General features: G+C 37.6%; 17 protein-coding genes. 6 read left to right on the top strand and 11 right to left on the bottom strand.

Features of this window, described 5'->3' with window-relative positions:
• Positions 1-6: 6 nt before the first annotated feature.
• Together EWU22_RS11825 and EWU22_RS11820 are read left to right on the top strand one after the other, a co-directional pair.
• Positions 7-2,442, top strand: coding sequence for a PspC domain-containing protein (locus tag EWU22_RS11825; protein ID WP_130925718.1), 2,436 nt, complete (start codon positions 7-9; stop codon positions 2,440-2,442).
• A 66-nt stretch (positions 2,443-2,508) separates the two neighbouring features.
• The gene (locus EWU22_RS11820) at positions 2,509-3,225 is read left to right on the top strand and encodes a head GIN domain-containing protein (RefSeq protein WP_130925717.1); all 717 of its coding nucleotides are present in this window, start codon (positions 2,509-2,511) and stop codon (positions 3,223-3,225) included.
• Here EWU22_RS11820 and EWU22_RS11815 read toward each other — a convergent pair.
• Positions 3,222-3,830, bottom strand: a complete 609-nt coding sequence (locus tag EWU22_RS11815; RefSeq protein ID WP_161566854.1) for a DUF1684 domain-containing protein — start codon at positions 3,828-3,830, stop codon at positions 3,222-3,224. The genes EWU22_RS11820 and EWU22_RS11815 overlap by 4 nt on opposite strands.
• Positions 3,831-3,879: 49 nt before the next feature.
• Here EWU22_RS11815 and EWU22_RS11810 point away from each other — a divergent pair, with 49 nt between their 5' ends.
• The gene (locus EWU22_RS11810) at positions 3,880-4,467 is read left to right on the top strand and encodes a riboflavin synthase (RefSeq protein ID WP_109325391.1); all 588 of its coding nucleotides are present in this window, start codon (positions 3,880-3,882) and stop codon (positions 4,465-4,467) included.
• On the opposite strand, the gene argH is transcribed toward EWU22_RS11810, so the two are convergent.
• The 5 genes from argH to EWU22_RS11785 all read right to left on the bottom strand — a co-directional run bounded on the left by argH (position 4,453) and on the right by EWU22_RS11785 (position 9,299).
• Positions 4,453-5,796, bottom strand: coding sequence for an argininosuccinate lyase (gene argH / locus EWU22_RS11805; RefSeq protein ID WP_130925715.1), 1,344 nt, complete (start codon positions 5,794-5,796; stop codon positions 4,453-4,455). The two genes, EWU22_RS11810 and argH, sit on opposite strands and share 15 nt — an antisense overlap.
• Positions 5,797-5,801: 5 nt before the next feature.
• Positions 5,802-6,890 carry a M20 family metallo-hydrolase gene (locus tag EWU22_RS11800; RefSeq protein WP_130925714.1) on the bottom strand — a complete coding sequence of 363 codons (1,089 nt, stop codon included), beginning with the start codon at positions 6,888-6,890 and terminating at the stop codon, positions 5,802-5,804.
• Positions 6,891-7,676, bottom strand: a complete 786-nt coding sequence (argB, locus tag EWU22_RS11795) for an acetylglutamate kinase (protein ID WP_130925713.1) — start codon at positions 7,674-7,676, stop codon at positions 6,891-6,893.
• Between the two features lie 4 nt (positions 7,677-7,680).
• Entirely contained in the window at positions 7,681-8,655 is a 975-nt protein-coding gene (locus EWU22_RS11790; RefSeq protein ID WP_130925712.1) for a Rossmann-fold NAD(P)-binding domain-containing protein, read from the bottom strand.
• Positions 8,656-8,738: 83 nt separating this feature from the next.
• Positions 8,739-9,299: a GNAT family N-acetyltransferase gene (locus EWU22_RS11785; RefSeq protein WP_130925711.1), complete on the bottom strand. Its 561-nt coding sequence runs from the start codon at positions 9,297-9,299 to the stop codon at positions 8,739-8,741.
• 142 nt (positions 9,300-9,441) lie between these two features.
• Here EWU22_RS11785 and EWU22_RS11780 point away from each other — a divergent pair, with 142 nt between their 5' ends.
• Positions 9,442-12,060 carry a TonB-dependent receptor domain-containing protein gene (locus EWU22_RS11780; RefSeq protein WP_130925710.1) on the top strand — a complete coding sequence of 873 codons (2,619 nt, stop codon included), beginning with the start codon at positions 9,442-9,444 and terminating at the stop codon, positions 12,058-12,060.
• A gap of 95 nt (positions 12,061-12,155) precedes the next feature.
• Here the strand turns inward: EWU22_RS11780 and EWU22_RS11775 are convergent, their stop codons facing one another.
• On the bottom strand, positions 12,156-13,130 hold the full coding sequence (locus EWU22_RS11775; RefSeq protein ID WP_130925709.1) for a polyprenyl synthetase family protein: 975 nt from the start codon (positions 13,128-13,130) through the stop codon (positions 12,156-12,158).
• 85 nt (positions 13,131-13,215) lie between these two features.
• Between EWU22_RS11775 and EWU22_RS11770 the strand changes: the two genes are divergently transcribed.
• Positions 13,216-14,103: a patatin-like phospholipase family protein gene (locus tag EWU22_RS11770; RefSeq protein WP_130925708.1), complete on the top strand. Its 888-nt coding sequence runs from the start codon at positions 13,216-13,218 to the stop codon at positions 14,101-14,103.
• Between the two features lie 78 nt (positions 14,104-14,181).
• Here the strand turns inward: EWU22_RS11770 and frr are convergent, their stop codons facing one another.
• Genes frr through EWU22_RS11755 form a run of 3 tightly spaced genes read right to left on the bottom strand, consistent with a single transcriptional unit; the run spans position 14,182 to position 16,221 of the window.
• On the bottom strand, positions 14,182-14,742 hold the full coding sequence (gene frr, locus EWU22_RS11765; protein WP_109323537.1) for a ribosome recycling factor: 561 nt from the start codon (positions 14,740-14,742) through the stop codon (positions 14,182-14,184).
• A gap of 17 nt (positions 14,743-14,759) precedes the next feature.
• A complete protein-coding gene (gene pyrH / locus EWU22_RS11760; protein ID WP_109323536.1) occupies positions 14,760-15,470 on the bottom strand; it encodes a UMP kinase in 711 nt (236 codons plus the stop codon).
• A 52-nt stretch (positions 15,471-15,522) separates the two neighbouring features.
• Entirely contained in the window at positions 15,523-16,221 is a 699-nt protein-coding gene (locus EWU22_RS11755; protein WP_109323532.1) for a fatty acid desaturase, read from the bottom strand.
• 77 nt (positions 16,222-16,298) lie between these two features.
• Between EWU22_RS11755 and EWU22_RS11750 the strand changes: the two genes are divergently transcribed.
• On the top strand, positions 16,299-18,062 hold the full coding sequence (locus tag EWU22_RS11750) for a family 43 glycosylhydrolase (protein WP_231962892.1): 1,764 nt from the start codon (positions 16,299-16,301) through the stop codon (positions 18,060-18,062).
• Here EWU22_RS11750 and EWU22_RS11745 read toward each other — a convergent pair.
• Positions 18,054-19,322, bottom strand: a complete 1,269-nt coding sequence (locus tag EWU22_RS11745) for a DUF2851 family protein (RefSeq protein ID WP_130925707.1) — start codon at positions 19,320-19,322, stop codon at positions 18,054-18,056. The two genes, EWU22_RS11750 and EWU22_RS11745, sit on opposite strands and share 9 nt — an antisense overlap.
• Between the last annotated feature and the right edge of the window lie 82 nt (positions 19,323-19,404).

Here is a 19,404-nt window from a genome sequence, read left to right as displayed (position 1 = left end):
CATTGTATGAAAAAGACCCTTTCAATTAATATCGCAGGGATTATCTTCCATATCGAGGAGGATGCGTTTGCCACATTGGATGCTTATATTAAATCCATCCATGCTTACTTCGAGAATTTCGAAGGTTCAAAAGAGATTATTGCTGACATTGAAGCAAGAATTGCCGAGAAATTCTGGGGCATTCGGGAAGACGAAAAAACAGAGGCCATTTCATTAGAGCATGTCAATGCCTTAATTGCTTCTTTAGGAACAGTAGCTGATTTTCAGGCTTTAGAAAGCGAAGAAGATAAGAAAGAAAATAGCTCATCTCAGACTCATTCAACTCATTCAGAAAAGTCTATACCTCACCAAAAAGTATTTAGACGTGATTTGTCGAGGAAAATGATTGGTGGTGTGGCATCAGGTTTGGCTCGTTATTTGCATGCTGATCCAATTTGGGTACGTTTATGTATGATCGTAGGTTTCTTTGGACTGATCCCATTATTTCATGTAGCTAATGTGATCTTCTGGGCTTATGTTATCTGTTGGATCGCTATCCCTGGTGAAATCAATTTAGAAGAAGATAAATCCTTCCGTAAATTTTACCGTGATCCTGAAAAGAAAGTAATTGGTGGTGTTATCTCCGGATTTGCTGCCTACACAGGATGGGATTTAGGTCTATTACGTGTGTTAGCCGTTTTATCTGTTTTGTTTTTTGGAACAGGAATTGTAGCCTATCTGGTGATATTAATTATAGCACCAGAGGCTAAAACCCTGACTGATAAAATGGAAATGACGGGTGAACCTATCACCCTTGAAAATATTGAAAACAACATTAAAAAGAACTTCCAAAAGGAAGATGAGGCTGAAGAAAGTGCTTTGACTCGTATATTATTAGTTCCATTTCGACTAATTGCTGCATTCTTTGGAGCATTTAAGGGCTTTTTTATTGCTCTTCGTTGGATAGTTCAAATAGCATTTGGTATCATTTTAACAGCATTTGGTTTAGGTAGTATCATTGCCTTAATTACGTTTTCTTCAGTTGGATTCTCAGGATTAGATCATGGTCAAGTTCAAATTGCCTTTGGTGAAGCTATTCCTTTGTATTTATTAGCCAATGATTTGCCTTCTTGGACTTATTTAGCTTTTATCGCTGCCATTCTTCCAATTTTGGTATCAATTATTATCTCTGGAGTATCCTTATTAGCCAACCGAAAATTTTATAATAGAACATATAAATACATCGCTACTACTTTGTGCATTATTGGATGGGTTGGTTTATTTGTAGCCTTACCTACCGTTGGAAGAAATTTTTCAAGAACAGCTTCTATTAATCAAGTTAAAGACATAAGTATTCCTTCCAAGCCATTTGTATTTGATATCAAAAAGGAATCTCAAGAATCAATTTGGGAAAAAATGTTAGGTAGCAGAGAATTGGTGGATGAGATCTTGGATGATGAAGATATGCATGATTATAACCGAGAAGGATTTACTCGGACACAAATCACCATCGAAGGGTATTCTGGTACGACCATTCAAGTTATTGAATTTTCGAAATCAAACGGGAAGGACCGTTTGGATGCAGAGAAAAATGCAAGAAGCATTAAATACGACTATTCTATTCAAAATGATAAAATCACATTTGATAGTCATTTTGGAATTACGAATCAAAAGTTTAGAAACCAGCGTATGCGTGTGAAGGTGTTGATTCCTTTTGGTCAGAGCTTTGGTATGACGCGTGATTTTGCATCCTATATTGAAAATGAAATTCATGGAGGTTACTTCAACGACAGCACTGGTGACTTATTTGTGGGTTCGTTGTGGAATTTTACACCTGAAAAAGGCTTGACATGTATTAACAGAGAACCAATTGAGGATAAGGAAGAGTCATTCCATGAGGATCGTTCTTCTTCGGATGAAGTAGGTGTAAATTTCTCTATCAGTAAAGATTTGGAGAACTTTCAAAGCATCGAAGCCTTAAATACAGAAGGTGCTAGCATTCGAATTGTGCCTGGAGATAAATATGTAATTCGTTTTGAAGGAAATGATAAGCCAAGTTTTGTAACAGAAGCCAAAGTATTCAATGGGGTATTGAAATTGGACAAAGTTCAATCAGGCGTTCAGATTGAAATACAATCTCCTAAGCTTACTAAAGTGGAATTGGGAGGAAATGCCAGAACAGAAATCAAAGGATTTAATCAGGCTAAATTAGAAGTGGTTTTACATAATTTCCATAGTGTCAATATCGATGGAACTACGGATTTATTGATTGCTTCATCTGATCAAAACTCGGAACTTATTGCTCCTAATTTGGTTGCTCAAAAGGCCATTGTTTCCCTAAAAGATCAATCTAAAATGGATTTGCAAGTGATTAAGAGTATTACGGGTAACAAATCCATGGATGCTAATTTGAGCTATCCAACGATGTCTAATCTACAAGTAAATATTAAAACACAAAAATAATAGGAGGATCATGCAACCTTTTGATCTTTCGTTTCATCTTCTCTACATTCCAAATTAATAACAATTATGAAAACAAAATTCAATTTATTCATTTTCCTGGGAGCATTATTTATGTCCATCGTGGCATTCGCATCTCCAGAAGATTATTCTAAAAAGTTTAAAGTATCCGGTTTTCAAAACTTAGATTTAGGTCATGCTTTTGAAATTAAAGTAAGCAAAGGAAGTACTTTTTCTTTGGCAGCATATGGACGTCAAGAAGACGTAGATGATTTAGAAGTAGACATCGATGGTAATACCTTGAAGGTTTCTTATAAAGACCGCAATTGGGGTTTTAACTGGGGTAAGAATCGTAAAAGAATTCGTTTGGTCATCACCATGCCTCGTTTAGCCAATGCAGAATTTTCTGGTGCTTGTCGTGTTGATGTAGATGGATTTTCCAATGAAGAACAAATGAGTTTTGTATTTAGTGGAGCATCTAGAGGACAATTAAATCAAATTAATGCGGATAAATTAAATGTGGATTTATCAGGAGCTTCTCATTTGAATATAAGTGGACATGCTGGCAAATTAAATGTAGATGCTTCAGGTGCAAGTCACTTAGATGGTACTAATTTGATGGCCCGTGATACGGATGTAGAGGCTAGTGGTGCAAGTCATGTTAGTATTCAAAGCCAAAAGACTTTACGTGTTGACGCTTCTGGAGCATCTAAAGTTTCGTATAAAGGTGTACCTAATATCAGCAAAGACCTGTCAGGGGCAGCTTCCATTAATCAAGTAAACTAGTTTTTTTCTCCAGCGGGTATCCTAAAATTTAGTTGGTTACTCGCTGGCGGAACAGGACAAGCATATTCCGGATTGTAAGCACAAAAAGGAAAATAAGCCAAATTAAAATCCGCCTTAAGTATTTTACCGTTTAGATTTATTAGGGGTATATCTAAGTACCTACCGCCTCCATAAGTTTCTGTGGGGGCGGTTTTGTCTTTAAAAGGAAGGAAAAAATCACCATTATCATGTTGATATAATTTCAAACGAACCACTTGTCCATTTATCTGGGCTTTAATGTCACCTATATAAAGTATATCTTCTTGGGTGCCATCACTCATGGGCAAAGCAATTTTATCTACTTTATTGTTTTTTTCTAATTCAAAATCTATTTGCCAAGCACTAGAAAAAGGGAAATAAGTAAGACCTTTAAATGTTTCTTTATTCTTGATCGGTGAATCCTCTTGCTCTTTCATCGAAATGTCTTTTTCTTTTCGATGTTTTAAGACTGCCAAAGAATCTTCTTGGGTTTTACTTATGCTAACCGCATTATTTTTTGGCAGACTTATGATCACTAAGGTTATAGCGCCTAGAACAAGAATCAAAATCCATTTATTGAATTTCATAAGATTGGGTGTAATTTTGAATTTAGGCAAAAATATAAAATATAATTCGATGTTTACAGGCATTGTGGAGGCCATGGGTACCCTCGAAGATAAATTGGTTCAAGGAACCAATATCGACTTTTGGTTTAGCTCACCATTTACCGATGAACTAAAGATAGATCAATCTTTGGCTCATAATGGAGTTTGTTTAACTGTTGTCGAAATTAAGGATCATCAATACCGTGTAACTGCCATTGAAGAGACCCTCAACAAGACCAATTTGGGAGCATTGAAATTAGGGCAAAAAGTTAATCTAGAGCGCTGCTTAGCAGCAACAGGTCGATTTGATGGGCACATCGTTCAAGGCCATGTAGACACGAAAGGAGTCTGCACTCAAATCATTTCTAAAGACGGCTCTTGGGAATATTATTTTGAATATCCACAGTCTAAAGAACATATCACGGTAAGCAAAGGCTCAATTTGTGTTAATGGAACTAGTCTAACGGTTGTTCATTCAGGTCAATATGATTTTTCTGTAGCCATCATTCCTTACACCTATGAACATACTGTCTTTCATCAATTGAAAGTAGGTGATTCTGTCAATTTGGAATTTGATATTGTAGGAAAATATGTTCAAAAAATGCTAGCTAGCAATTAATCGAGCAATGGCTTGATTAACCTTTTCAAATCCAAATCGTTGGTAAGCTACATCTTTTTGAGCTTGAATTTGATCCAGACCCAAGTTGCCGATACTACCTAAATGGGTATGATTTAGGTTTCTTTGACTACCATCAAACTGTTTTTCTTCAATCATTTTTCCTACTTGTTGGTAGGCTTCACGGAATGGGATACCTTGTACTACCAAGCGATTCACTTCTTCTACGCTAAACAGCAAGTCATATTTATCATGATTTAATAAATCTGATTTCACTTTCATGTGCTCAACTAGGTAGTGGGTAATTTCCAAACCATCTATAATTTCTTCAATGGCCGGCATTAACAATTCTTTCGTTAATTGAAACTCGCGATGATAGCCCGAGGGTAAATTACTTGTCAATAAGTGTAACTGATTAGGAAGTGCTTTCAGTTTATTGGCTTTACCTCTTAATAATTCCGCTACATCTGGATTCTTTTTATGGGGCATGATGGAACTTCCTGTAGTAAGGGAATCAGGTAATTCAATGAATCCAAAATTTTGAGAATTGTATAAACACACATCCATGGCCAATTTACTCAAGGTACTAGCAATTTGACTAATGGCTGTTAATAAATAAAACTCGGTTTTACCACGAGATAATTGGGCATTGACCACATTCACATGTGGACTTTCAAAGCCTAATAAATCTGTTGTTAGTTGGCGATCTAATGGAAATGAGGAACCATATCCAGCACCAGAACCTAGTGGGTTTTTATTGGCTAAACGAAAAGCGGCTTCTAATAATTCTACATCTTCCACCAAGCTTTCTGCATAGGCTCCAAACCATAAACCAAACGACGAAGGCATGGCGATTTGTAAATGCGTATATCCAGGAAGGAGGTCTTTTTTATGAGCTTCACTTTTGATAAGCAGTAGATTGAAAAGTTTCTCAACCGCTTCCGCAATTTCTTGGATTTCAGCCCGCATGAATAATTTTAAATCCACTAACACTTGATCGTTTCTAGAACGGCCAGCATGAATTTTTTTACCTAAATCACCCAGTTTCTTTGTAAGTAAATATTCGATTTGAGAGTGTACATCCTCCATGCCAGATTCAATTTCAAATTCACCTGCTTCGATGGAAGCTAAAATGACTTTCAATTCCTGACATAATGGACTAAGTTCTTCCTTTTTTAAAAGGCCAACTTCCGCCAACATGGTAATATGGGCTAAAGAGCCCAATACATCGTAACGTGCCAATTGCAAATCATATATTGGATCATTTCCAATCGTAAATTTTTCAATTTTAGCATCTGTAGTCTGATTTGCTTTTTGCCAAAGTTTTGCCACGTTTCTTATGATTTATGTTGGTATTGGATAATCGATTGTGTTAATAATTGTTGATATGTCTGAATCCCTTGTTTGATTTCATCTAAGTAAATGAATTCATCAGCTGTATGAGATCTGCCTGAATGCCCTGGTCCGATTTTCACGGAAGGACATGTCAATAAGGATTGATCTGATAGAGTAGGAGACCCAAAAGTACTTATTCCTAAAGCTTTGGCTGCTTGACAAATCACATGATTTTCATCGATACGACTTGGTTGTAAGCGAATGGATCTGGGAATTAAGTCAGAGCTTAGTTCTTGTTTTAATATGTCAAGGACTTCTTCTAAAGTATAGCATTCATTCACTCGGCAATCAATGCTGAATTCACAGGTATCTGGAATGACATTATGTTGTTTACCCGCGTGAATGATGGTGACAGTGGTTTTAACTGGTCCTAATACAAGGGATACTTTTTCAAATTGGAAGTTTTCAATTTTTTGGATATCCTTCATCGCAACGTAAATTGCATTAATCCCTTCGTTTCTAGCGGCATGGCCAGCTTTTCCATGAGCTACAGCATCGATGACCATAAGTCCTTTTTCTGCTGTGGCCAATTGGCAATCTGTAGGCTCTCCAACAATAGCCCAATCAATCTTGGGAAAATCGGGAGATTGAAGAAGGGCTTCAATACCATTTTTTCCTGAAATCTCTTCTTCGGCTGTGGCTGCCAATACCAAATTGAATGGCAAGTTTTCTTCTGCGTAGAAGGAACAAAATGTTTGAATTAGACAAACTAAACTAGCTCCTGCGTCATTAGAACCTAAGCCAATGAGTTTTCCATCTATTTCTGTAGCAGTCCAAGGATCAAACGTCCAGGAAGCATTTGCCTTGACGGTATCGTGGTGAGAGTTTAATAAAACACTCGGTTTACTTGGGTCGAAATGAGCATTTTTTGCCCAAATATTATTTAGGAATTGTTCGGATTTAATGCCCTTGTTTTCGAAAAAATCATGGATAATTTTAGCCGTACCAGCTTCTTCTTTACTCAAGGAAGGACAGGCAATCAGTTGAGTAATTAATAATTTGGCCTCTAAAAAATCCGATTCTTTATACATCTATGCTGTTATTCTAGTGCCACCTTCCTGGATTAATACTTGACTTGCATGGCAGAGTTTAACGGTATTAACACCCTGAGAAATAGCTTTTATGGCATTTTCTAATTTTGGAATCATCCCAGCTGTGACAATTCCACCTTCCTTCAATGATAAAAATGAAGATTGATTGATGTGTGGAATGACAGAATGGTCATCGTCTGGATTACTTAAAACCCCATTTTTTTCGAAGCAATATGTTAAGGTCACTTCAAAAAACTCGCTTAGTGATATAGCAATAGCTTGCGCCATTGTATCAGCATTAGTATTCAATAAATGGCCCTCTTTATCTGCAGTTATGGGAGCAAAAATGGGAAAATATCCCTGATTGATGAATCCACTTAATGCTTTGCCATTGACTTGTTCAATATCTCCCACCCAGCCATAATCAATTGGAGAAGGATTCCTTTTTTTACTAATCACCAATCCTGCATCGGGTCCTGTAAAACCAATGGCATTTTTCTGTTTGGATTGTAGTTGGGCTACCAGAGTTTTGTTAATCCATCCTGCATATACCATCGTTACAATGCGTAAACTTGCTGTATCAGTGACACGTCGTCCTTCAATCATTTGACTGGTAATACCTAATTCTTTAGCCATTTCAGTGGCAATTTTACCACCTCCGTGTACTAAGACAAAGGGCTCTTTTATGCTGGCAATATCCTGTAAAAATGCTTCTAACAAGGGAGGATTGTCGATGACATTCCCTCCAATTTTAATGACCTGAAGCTTAGGCAGATTGACACTCATAAGATTAAAATAAGTAAGGACTTTCTTTTTTGGCAAGGGATAAAAGCATCTCTTTTAGCACTGTTTGAGCGGCCCAAACACGATTGCCTGCCTGTTGGACTACAATGGAATGATCTGAATCTAATACGGCATCTTCCACCACTACATTTCTGCGAACAGGTAAACAATGCATGAATTTGGCATCATTAGTTAATTTCATTTTATCCATGGTAACCATCCATGCAGGATCTGAGTTAAGGATTTTACCATAATCTTCGTAGGAAGACCAGTTTTTGGCATAGATAAAATCGGCACCTTCAAAGGCTTCTTTAGGATCGTAACAGATGTTGGCATTTCCACTAAACTCTGGAGCTAATTCATAACCTTTGGGATGAGCAATGGTAAAGTCAACATCAGCGTGATTCATCCATTCTGCAAAGGAATTAGGTACACATTGAGGTAAGGCTTTGACGTGAGGAGCCCAAGTTAGGACTACTTTCGGGCGGGCCGTTTTTTTATATTCTTGTATAGTAATTAAATCTGTTAAAGACTGTAAAGGATGTCTTGTTGCCGATTCTAAACTTAAAATAGGTCTTCCTGTATATTTCATGAATTGATTGAGAACCAATTCAGAGTAATCTTCTTCCCGATTGACTAAACTTGGAAAACTTCTGAGGCCTACAATATCGCAATATTGACCAATCACGGCAGCAGCTTCAGACACGTGCTCTGCTTTGTCGCCATTCATAATAACACCTTCATTCATCTCTAATTGCCAGGAATCAGCACCAACGTTCATCACCATAACGTTCATTCCCAAGTTTTGGGCTGCTTTTTGGGTTGATAATCGGGTACGTAAGCTGGAATTAAAGAACAATAATCCGATGGTTTTATTTTTACCAATGAAACAATCGGAGTAGGGAGCTCTTTTCATTAAAAGGGCTTCATTGACCAATTGAGGAATGTTGTAAGCGTCATGGATGGAAGTGAAATGATGCATATGATTGGGTCCTTAGGGACTTTAGGCATTTATAATTCAGTAAAATTACCGAAAATTGCTTGAAAGGAAATAAAATAGGAGAATTAAGTTCTGGAGGATTGAATTGGGCGTTTCCAGGTAAATACTTCCATGCCTTTGGGTTGTTGAAGTGTTTTTTGTCCAGTTTGAAGAAACCCATTTTTTAATAAGACTGATTGAGATGATAGGTTATCAATGGGAGTTTCAGCGATGAGGTATTGGAGATCCTTATCTTGGCTAGCCCATCCAATTAAGTATTGTAATGCTTCACAGGCATAGCCCAGTCCCCTAAATTTTTTATCTAAGCAATAACCTACTTCTGTAAAACCTTGATCGTTAGGTAAACCAGCTAGACCTATTCCCCCTATAGAACAGGACTTTTCTAAAAGAACTATTTCCCAATTTGTGTACCAAATAAAATCGAAGGGGAATTTTTTTGTCATAGGAAGCCAATAGTCTTGTAAGGCCATTTGAGTTTCCTCTTGAAAAAATGCTTCTATTTCCCAGGTATTATGTTGTAAACCTATTTGAATTTCTAGGGCATCACGTCCTTGTTCTGCCCAAGTCGTCAATAATGAATGGTCCAGCGGAATTAATTGTAAACGTGGTGTTTTGATAGCAATCATGTTTTATCGACGTTTTGCATCTTTGAAATTGACCTACAAATTATGACTATTGGTCGCAAAAAAGAAATTACTCAAAGGAATTACCTCAGATTTGCATTCGATTTTAATAGTTTAAAATCAATTAGCCAATACAAAAAAAACTATGAAAAAATTATTCGCTCTTATCGCCTTAGTAGTGTGTGCTATGCAGGTCAATGCTCAAGTTCCTGGTGGAGCTGGTGCGCCTGCACGAAGAGAAGCGGCGGCTCCAGTAGCAGCTGCCCCTAAAGGTTCAGCCAAAATTGTGGGTTATGCCTTAGATTCAACGGACAACAAACCTGTTGAATTTGCCTCTGTTGCTTTAATTAACAAAGCGACGAATCGTCCAGTGGATGGAACAGTGGCTGATCAAGTAGGTAAATTTACCATGACTAAAGTGGCTGTAGGTAGCTATAAAATTGTTATCTCTTTCTTAGGTTATGAAAGCAAAACTGTTTTTATTGATGTCACTGCCAAAAAAGATGACCATGATTTAGGGGTCATCAAAATGCAGTCTTCTACTAAAATGTTACAAGAAGTAACTGTAGAGGGTCAAAGAGCCATGATTGAGGAAAGAGTGGATCGTACAGTATACAATGCTGAGCGTGATCAAACTAATCGTGGTGGTGATGCAACCGATGTATTAAAAAAGGTGCCGATGTTATCTGTTGATTTAGATGGTAATCCTTCGCTCCGTGGTTCTACTAATATTAAAGTGTTGATTAACAACAAGCCATCTTCTATTATGGCATCCAATGTGGCTGATGCTTTGAAGCAAATTCCAGCAGACATGATTAAAACGGTGGAGGTTATTACATCTCCGTCTGCGAAATATGATGCAGAAGGTTCAGCTGGTATCATTAACATTGTTACTAAAAAGAACACCTTACAGGGTTTGACTTTAGGCTTTGATTCAAGTGTAGGAGTTAGAGGTTCAAATATGTCTTTGAATGGTAATTTCCGTAATAAGACTTGGGGAATGTCATTAGGAGGATTTGGTCGTTCTCAATACAATGTCACTGGAAAGTTTGAAAACACACAAACTACAAAAAATCAAGGTGTAGAAACAGTTAACGTTCAAACTGCGGAAAGTAGAACCAATAACTTATTTGGAAATTATCAAATTGGTTTTGATTGGGATATTAATAAACATAATTCCATAACTGCATCATCAAGATTTGGAGTAAGAAATGGTAATAGTTACCAAGATAACTTATCACAGATTCGTAATGGCTTAGTTACAAGCTTAAGAAATACGAATTCTTCTGATTTGTCGGGCAACGTAGATTTGAATATTGATTATTCTCACACCTACGATACGCCACAAAAAGAGTTCAGTATTTTGTCGATGTATAGCCGCAGTAATCGTACTAGTGATTTCTATAATGATATCATGAATCCGAACGCAACGATGAGTCAAATCATGAGTTCTATTAAAAACGAGAACTTGGCATATAATGAAGAGGCAACATTTCAATTGGATTATCAAACTCCAATCTTGAAAAATCAAATGATCGAATTTGGAGGAAAAGGTATTTTGAGAAATGCTTCTTCTGATTACAAGTCATTTATTAATCCAACAGGAAATAATCCTACGGGTTACAATCAGGTGAACTTAGCGACATTACCGACCAACGTTTTTGATTATAATCAAAACATTTGGGGTACTTATGCATCTTATACCTTAACCACTAAAAATAAATGGAGTGTAAAAGCAGGAGCTCGTTATGAGCATACTGATATTACAGCTAGTTTCTTGAAAAAGGAAGGACAGAACTTGACTATTCCTCCCTATGGAGTAATTGTTCCAAGTTTCAATATGTCTAAAACATTTAAATCAGGAACTTGGAGATTTAGTTACAATAAGCGTATTCAACGTCCATCGGTTCAATTCTTGAATCCAAACGTGAATGCGACTAACCCATTGAACATCTCAACAGGTAACCCTAATTTGGCACCAGAGTATACCAATAACTTTGAAATTGGATACAGTAAGTACATCAAGTCGTTCTACATTTCATCAGCAGTATTTATTAGAAACACAACAGGAGCTATTAACCAAATTCGTGAAGTTATTGGTGATACCGTAAAGACTCGTTCGGTGAATATCGGAAACGAGGATGCTTATGGGTTGAACTTGAATATCAACGCGAATTTGACTAATCGCTTGATGATTGGTGGTGGAGCAGATTTCTCTTATTTGAAATTGGCTAATAATGTACCAGATCCTTTGTTGAATGCTAAGAATGAAGGTATGGTATCTAACTTCCGTATTTTCGGTAACTATAATTTAGGTGGAGGCTGGGGAGCTCAATTGTTCTCATTCTATCGTGCTAATGAGATTCAATTGCAAGGTAAGCGTGGAGGATTTGGAATCTATAGTTTGAGTTTCAAAAAGGATTTCAAAAACAAAAAGGGAAGTATTGGCTTTGGAGCAGAGAACTTCTTCACTTCAGCTATGATTATTCGTAGTGAGACGGTAACGCCTGTTATTACACAAGTGGGTTACAATACCATGCGTAATATGAACTTTAAGGTGAATTTCTCTTACCGTATTGGTAAAATGAGTTTTGCAGGAACTAAGAGAAAGAAATCTGTAAATAATGACGATCAGAAAGATGGAGGAGGAGATGCTGCACCACAACCAGTTCAAGCTCAGCCAATGGGAATGCCAGGTGGCGGTGGAGGAAGAATGGGCGGTGGCGCTGGCGGCGGTGGAATGGGTGGCGGTGGCCCTAGATAGATTTTGTTTTAAAGTAGTTTAGTGCTTAAAGCTGGAAACCAATGGTTTCCAGCTTTTTTTGTGCTCGCGAAATTAAGTTAATTTATCGGAACGGGCTATTTATTTCTTTCGATGGTATATCCCAGCAGATCATGCAAAGAGTTCCGGTAAGTGGATTCAGGGAATTTATTTAGGATTTCTCTGGCCTCCTGAGCAAACTCATGCATACGTTGGGTAGCATATTCTAAACCGCCAGTATTTTTGACAAATTCAATGACTTCACGAACACTTTGAGGGTTTTCGGAGTCATTTTTGATTAAATGAATAATTCTTTTTTTGGTACTCGAATTGGTATGTTGTAAAGAATAAATCAATGGCAAAGTCATTTTCTTCTCCTTGATATCGATTCCTAATGGCTTACCAATTTCAGCATCACCATAATCAAAGAGGTCATCTTTTATTTGGAAAGCTACTCCAACACGGTCACCAAAATCCCTAGCTATCTGGATATATTCCTCGCTGGCACCTACTGATTGTACACCTACGGCACAACAAGCCGAAATGAGCGTAGCCGTTTTTTTGCGAATAATATCAAAATATATGTCTTCCGTAATGTCGAGTTTTCGAGCTTTTTCAATTTGAAGTAATTCTCCTTCGGACATTTCTCTTACAGCGGTAGAAACAGATTTCAATAAATCGAAATCATCATTCTCAATAGAAAGTAATAAACCTTTGGATAATAAATAATCTCCTACTAAAACGGCTATTTTATTTTTCCAAATGGCATTGATGGAGAAAAAACCTCGACGGTAATTGGAGTCGTCGACTACATCATCATGTACGAGAGTAGCCGTATGTAATAATTCAATGAGAGCAGCCCCACGATGCGTTTTTTCATTAATTTCACCCATTACCCCCGCAGACAGGAACACGAACATCGGTCGCATTTGCTTTCCTTTGCGTTGAATAATGTAGTTCATGATGGTATCCAAAAGCATAACTTTAGACCGCATGAATTGGCGAAACTTGCCTTCGAAAGCTTTCATCGGTTCCGCTATGGGTACTTGAATGGATGAAAGCGAATAGGACATATTATAAAGAGAAGAAGCTTTAGGCTTATTAATTGTGTAAATTTAAAACAATTTGGGACAAATAGTCCTTTCAATATTCAAATTTATGAGTAAGATCTTGGCATTATCTGGAGGCTCTGTTAAGGGGGCATTTCAAGCAGGAGTAATTCGAGCATTATTTGAAAGAGGTTATGAGCCCGATTTGATTTATGGGATTTCAGCAGGAAGCTTAAATGCGGCTTATTTGGTTAACCAGCTGGGCCGTCAAAAGTTAAACGGGGAGCCATTAAATTTTCCACAGGCAGGGCAAGATTTATGGGATTTTTGGGAGACTAGGATTACCCACCCTGAGTGTTTATCAAAGCCATTTAGCTTATGGGAATTAGGCTGGACGGCATTAACGAAGCAATTCAGAGGTTTAGTCAGCACCAAACCATTAAAGGAATTGGTTGAGGGAGTTTTAGATATAAGAAATTTGCAAGCGAGCCCTGTTGAGATGAGAATTGGGGCAGTCAATATCATTGATGGAGGAATTCATTATGTAGATCCTAGTTACGATCATTTTTTTGATTATTTGTTGGCCTCTTCTGCTGTGCCCATTTTGATGCCTGTTGTCCAAATTAACCAAGAAAAGCGACGGAGTTTTCTGGATGGAGGTTTACGCGATGTGGCACCATTACAAAAAGCAATTAAAGATGGTGGGAAACATATCGTTTGTATCAGTTGCCATACTCAAACCATCGAAGGGGGAATTTTTGAAACGGGGGACCTGTTGGCCTTAGTAGATCGGGTCATGGATATAGCGGTCAATGAGATTTTAAATGCGGATTTGAAAGAAGCTCTTTTGGTACAAAATCAGCGAAGTGATCTATCGATTCAATCGATTCGGCCGATTCAGCCAATTTCCATAGATATTAGAAATTTCACTAAGTTGGATATTCGACGTATGCTTGAAATAGGATACGCGATGGGGAAGTCAGAGGAGTATTTTTAAAATGATTATTGGATCATTTTTTGGCATAAAAAAAGCTGATCTAAATGATCAGCTTTTTCATTAGGATGTAATTGAAAATTATACTGACATGATATCTTTCTCTTTATCCAAAAAGATTTGATCAATTTTTGCCACAAAAGCATCCGTTAATTTCTGAATACGATCTTCTGAAGCTTTGATGTCATCTTCGGCAACGCCTTCTCCTTTTAATTTTTTAATACTATTATTAGCATCTTGGCGGGCGTTACGGATATTGATTTTAGCAGTTTCTATTTCTTGCTTCACTCTTTTCACTAAATCTCTTCTACGCTCTTCTGTCAAAGGAGGAATGGATAAGCGGATTAATTCTCCATCGTTCATAGGGTTTAAACCTAAGTTTGAATTACGAATCGATTTTTCAATTTCTCCAAATATGCCCTTTTCAAATGGTTTGATCGCAATGGTTCTGGCATCTGGAGTTGTAATGGATGCTGCACCTGTGATAGGGGTAGGAACACCATAATACTCGATCATTAAACCATCTAACATACTTGTACTGGCTTTACCGGCTCTGATTTTTGAAAGTTCAATGTTTAAGTGCTTAATGGCACCTTCCATAGTTTCTTGTCCAGCTTCAATATAAAATTCTAACTCCTCCATTTAAATTTGATTGCTTATTAACTGATTAAGGTTCCTACATCTTTTCCAGAAACGAGGTCGCACAAGTTTCCGTCTTTGTTCATGTTAAATACGATGATCGGTAAATTATTTTCTTGGCATAAAGTAAATGCCGTGGTATCCATGATTTTTAACCCTTTACCAATAGCCTCTGAAAAGCTCAAATGGGTATATCTTGTGGCGGTAGGATCTTTTTCTGGATCAGCCGTGTAAACTCCATCCACACGCGTTCCTTTCAATACTACATCGGCTTCAATTTCAATAGCTCGAAGTGAGGCAGTAGAATCTGTTGTAAAGTAAGGGTTCCCTGTACCTGCACCAAAAATAACGATTCTGCCTTTTTCTAAGTGGCGCATTGCTCTTCTTCTAATGAAAGGTTCACAAACAGCTTCTACTTTAATGGCAGTCATCATGCGGGTATATAATCCATGCTTTTCTAAAGATGCTTGAACTGCCATACCGTTGATTACTGTAGCTAACATGCCCATATAATCTCCTTGAACACGATCGATTCCTGCTTTGGCAGCACTTGCGCCACGAAAAATATTTCCACCTCCGATTACAATGGCTACTTCAACTCCCAAATCATGGACTTTTTTAATTTCTGCCGCGTATTGATCTAAAATGCTTGGATCAATAACTTCCGTAGGCGTGGAAAGGGCTTCACCAGAAAGTTTTAATAAAATTCGCTTGTATTTGGGTTCTGACATTGGTATGTGATGGGTCGATTATGTGCGCTGCAAATTTAGAAAAAATATTCATCTATCTGCTAGAAATTTGGCTGTTTTGCTCCTTCGCTTCTGCTAATTTCCACCAAGGTAAATAGGGTTTATCGTGATGCTCATAATGATAGCCGAAATTATAACAGGAAAGAAATGCCCACAAGTGATTTTTTGCTTGGCTTCTCGACTGGTGCTTATTATCTGGTTCATGTGTTCCTCGGTGAGGAAGATAAGTGCCAAAATAAAATAGTTGAAGGGTGGCAAGAATGGCTGGCAGTTCCCAAATAAGAATGATATTTTCCATGGGAAACCAAATTTTTAATAGATTGTAAGTGATGGCCATGGCCAGAATTTGTGTCCAATGAATATATTGAAACATGAACTTAAACCACCAGATAAAAAAGTTGCCTTGATGAACATCAGGATCATCTACAGTATTTACATATGCATGATGATGGTGGTGTTTTTTTCGTAGAATGGTATAATTATTGAAGGCAAAAAGAATTGCGCAGAGCCTACCAATCGCATGGTTTAATCGTGGATATTCTATGGAGACTACCCCATGAATGGCATCATGCGAGCTAATGAATAGACCTGTATATAGATGGGTTTGAACCAAAATCGCTAAATAGAACCAAGGACTTTGCCAATGGATGGGTTCTTGAATCCAGAAACTTAGATGTAGACCCCAAAGTAGTATAATCATACCTGCACTAAATAAACCGGTATATTTTTTCATAAGGAACCTAGGTGTTAATGTCGATGTAAAATTGGTATTTTTATCGAGATCAATGTGTATTTTGGTCAATAATATCCATGAAAAGAATGAAAACTAGCTACTTAACATTAATTCTGGCCATTTGTTTGGCATGGAATTCACCGCATGTTTTAGCACAAAGTACTTATTGTAATCCGATGAATCTGGATTATGGTTTCACACCAATCCCCAATTTTTCGGAGGCAGGTAGACATAGAGCAACGGCGGATCCCGTTATCAGTTTTTTTAAGAATAAGTATTATTTGTTTTCAACTAATCAGTGGGGCTATTGGTGGAGTCAGGATATGTTGACTTGGAATTTTGTCTCTCGACGTTTTCTGCAACCTTATCATAAAGTATATGATGAGCTTTGTGCTCCGGCGACCTTTGTAATAGGAGATAGTTTGTATGTCATTGGTTCAACCTATGCCAAAGATTTTACCCTTTGGTCGAGTTCTTCGCCCGAGACAGATACTTGGAGAGAGTCTGTGCATGCTTTTACTGCAGGAGCGTGGGATCCAGCTTTCTTTTTGGATGACGACGGTCGACTGTATTTATACCATGGCTCCAGTAATTTTTATCCTATGTATGGTCAAGAGATCGATCGAAAGACTTTACAACCTATAGGTGAAAGAAAGGATTTGATCCGATTGAATGATGAACTACATGGATGGGAAAGATTTGGAGAATATCAGGATAACACTTTTTTGAAACCCTTTTTGGAAGGAGCATGGATGAACAAATATAAAGGGAAATATTACTTACAATATGGGGCACCTGGGACTGAGTTTTCTGCCTATGGGGATGGCGTTTATACGGCTGATAAACCTATGGGGCCATTTACTTATCAAGCGCATAATCCTTTTTCATTTAAGCCAGGTGGTTTTACTCGTGGAGCTGGACATGGGGCAACTTTTGAGGGGCAATATGGGAATTGGTGGCATGTGTCAACCATTACAATTGCCGTAAAAAATAGCTTTGAGCGCCGATTGGGGCTTTGGCCAAGTGCCTTTGATAAGGATGGAATATTGTATACAGAGACTGCATATGGAGATTACCCGCATCGAATGCCTACATCTAAATTTGATAGACCTTCCGATTTATTTACAGGATGGATGTTGCTCAATTATAACAAACCAGTGAAAGTGTCTTCGAGTTTGGCTGGGTATGGGGCAAATTATGCCGTTGATGAGCAAATGAAAACTTATTGGTCTGCAAAATCTTCTAAAAAGGGAGAATATATTCAATCAGATTTAGGAGAAGTATCAACCGTGAAAGCCATCCAAATTAATTATGCCGATCAGGATGTAGACACTAGTTTTTTGGGAAAAATATCAGGGATATATCATCAGTATCAGGTATTTGGAAGTAAAGATGGGAAGACTTGGCAATTGATTATTGATAAATCCAAGAATAAAAAAGACGTTCCACATGACTATGTAGAATTGGCAAAGTCTGTGGAAGTGCGATATATTAAATTAGTCAATGAACATATGGCCGCAGGGAAATTTGCAATCAGTGGTTTGCGGGTATTTGGCAAGGGGCATGGGGAGTTGGCAAAAGAAGTGAAAGATTTTGTGGTTTTGCGTGGAGAGCATGATAAAAGATCGGCTTGGTTGAAATGGCGACATGACCCACAGGCTACGGGTTATGTTGTTTATTCGGGAATAGCCCCAGATAAAATGTACACTTCGGTACAAGTTTTTGGTGCAAATGAGTATTATTTCAAATCCATGGATAAAGACAAAACGTATTATTTTCAAATTGAAGCATTCAATGAAAATGGTATTGCTAAGCGGGGTGTGATCATTAAATCAGAGTAAAATATGCTGACCAACTTGGCAGGAAAGGCATTTTTTTGCTTGACAATAGTGTTTGTACCAATGTAAGCAAGCTTGAGAATCATGCGCATTATGGATTTTTAGACCTAATTCAGCGTAAATTCTGGAAACAACATTGTTTTCTGCATCCATTTCAAATAACCAACGGTAAGCTTTTTCGGTATATTTCAGCTCTTTTTTGATGTGGGCATAGGCTAAAAGAATTGGAATCAATGTATTGATACAGAGGGAATAAAAAGTTGATTTTCCCATTTGGCCCAATGGTTTATTGCTTGTTTTTCCAAAATGATAATGCTTTTGCCAATAGGAAGAGGGGCTGATTTCAAAGAGGTTTTGTATGACTTTGAGGTCTTGAATTTCAAGTAAAATAGAAAGTAATGAACAATTATTGCGAACAACTTCAGCAAACTGAGCCATTCGGATGGTAGGAAAGTTAGCTGGCCTTAATCGTAGAAATTTCCAATCTGAAATATGTAAATAGGCACTTTCCCATTGGTATTTTTTCTTGAGGTGGATGAATTCTCTTCTTAGTCCCCACTGGTATTCATCTTTGATAGGTTCTTCCAACATGCCGGCTAGTCCCATCATAGCAGCTTCAATTCCTAATGGTCGATCTCTATTTCTTAAGATAAGTTTGAGTGGTATGGCTTGGGTAAGGCGAAGCATAGGTTCTGCATTTAGGCCAAATCCAAAACTTTTCCCTAGCGATTGGTAGAATGTCTCTTCCCAGTCCTGTTGGTTTTTGTTCCAAAGTTCCAGAATAGATTCCAATTTGATTTGCATCCTTTGTTCGGCACAAAGGCTCAACATTTGTGTTTTTAGGACATGTGGTGTATCTGAAAATAATGATTGGCAGGGGATAGAATTGGTGGATTGTGGGAGTGATTCTACTATTTTAGTTTCTGGAACAAGGTGGCATAATTCCAAGGTTGGAATTTCTCTTCCATCTTGGTAATAAATGGGCAAATCGGCTTTCCAAACCACGTGTAAAATAACGTTTTCAAAGGAGGCATCATGATGGTGAGCATGAAGTAACCAGTCGGAAGCAAGAACGTGTAATTCTACGCATCCAATCCAAGCAAAATCATTGAGAAGGATATGTGCTTCTTGAAAATCTGCCCCGGCATGTTTATTTAAAAAACCAGGATGGATGATTTGAAGATATTCACCCTGCAGGCTACGCAAGTTTTTATGGTTGAAAAGCTGTTTACTCCAAATTTGACTTAGGATTTGCTCGTTCATAGGTAGAAGATTTAAACCGATTAATAGGTCTTAGCAATCTACCATTCAATAGTAAAAGTTATTTGATATTCTATGTTTGAGC

It is taken from the genome of Aquirufa nivalisilvae (assembly GCF_004307455.1).
Classification (GTDB): Bacteria; Bacteroidota; Bacteroidia; order Cytophagales; family Spirosomataceae; genus Aquirufa; species Aquirufa nivalisilvae.
This window is presented reverse-complemented; position numbering and strand designations above follow the sequence as displayed.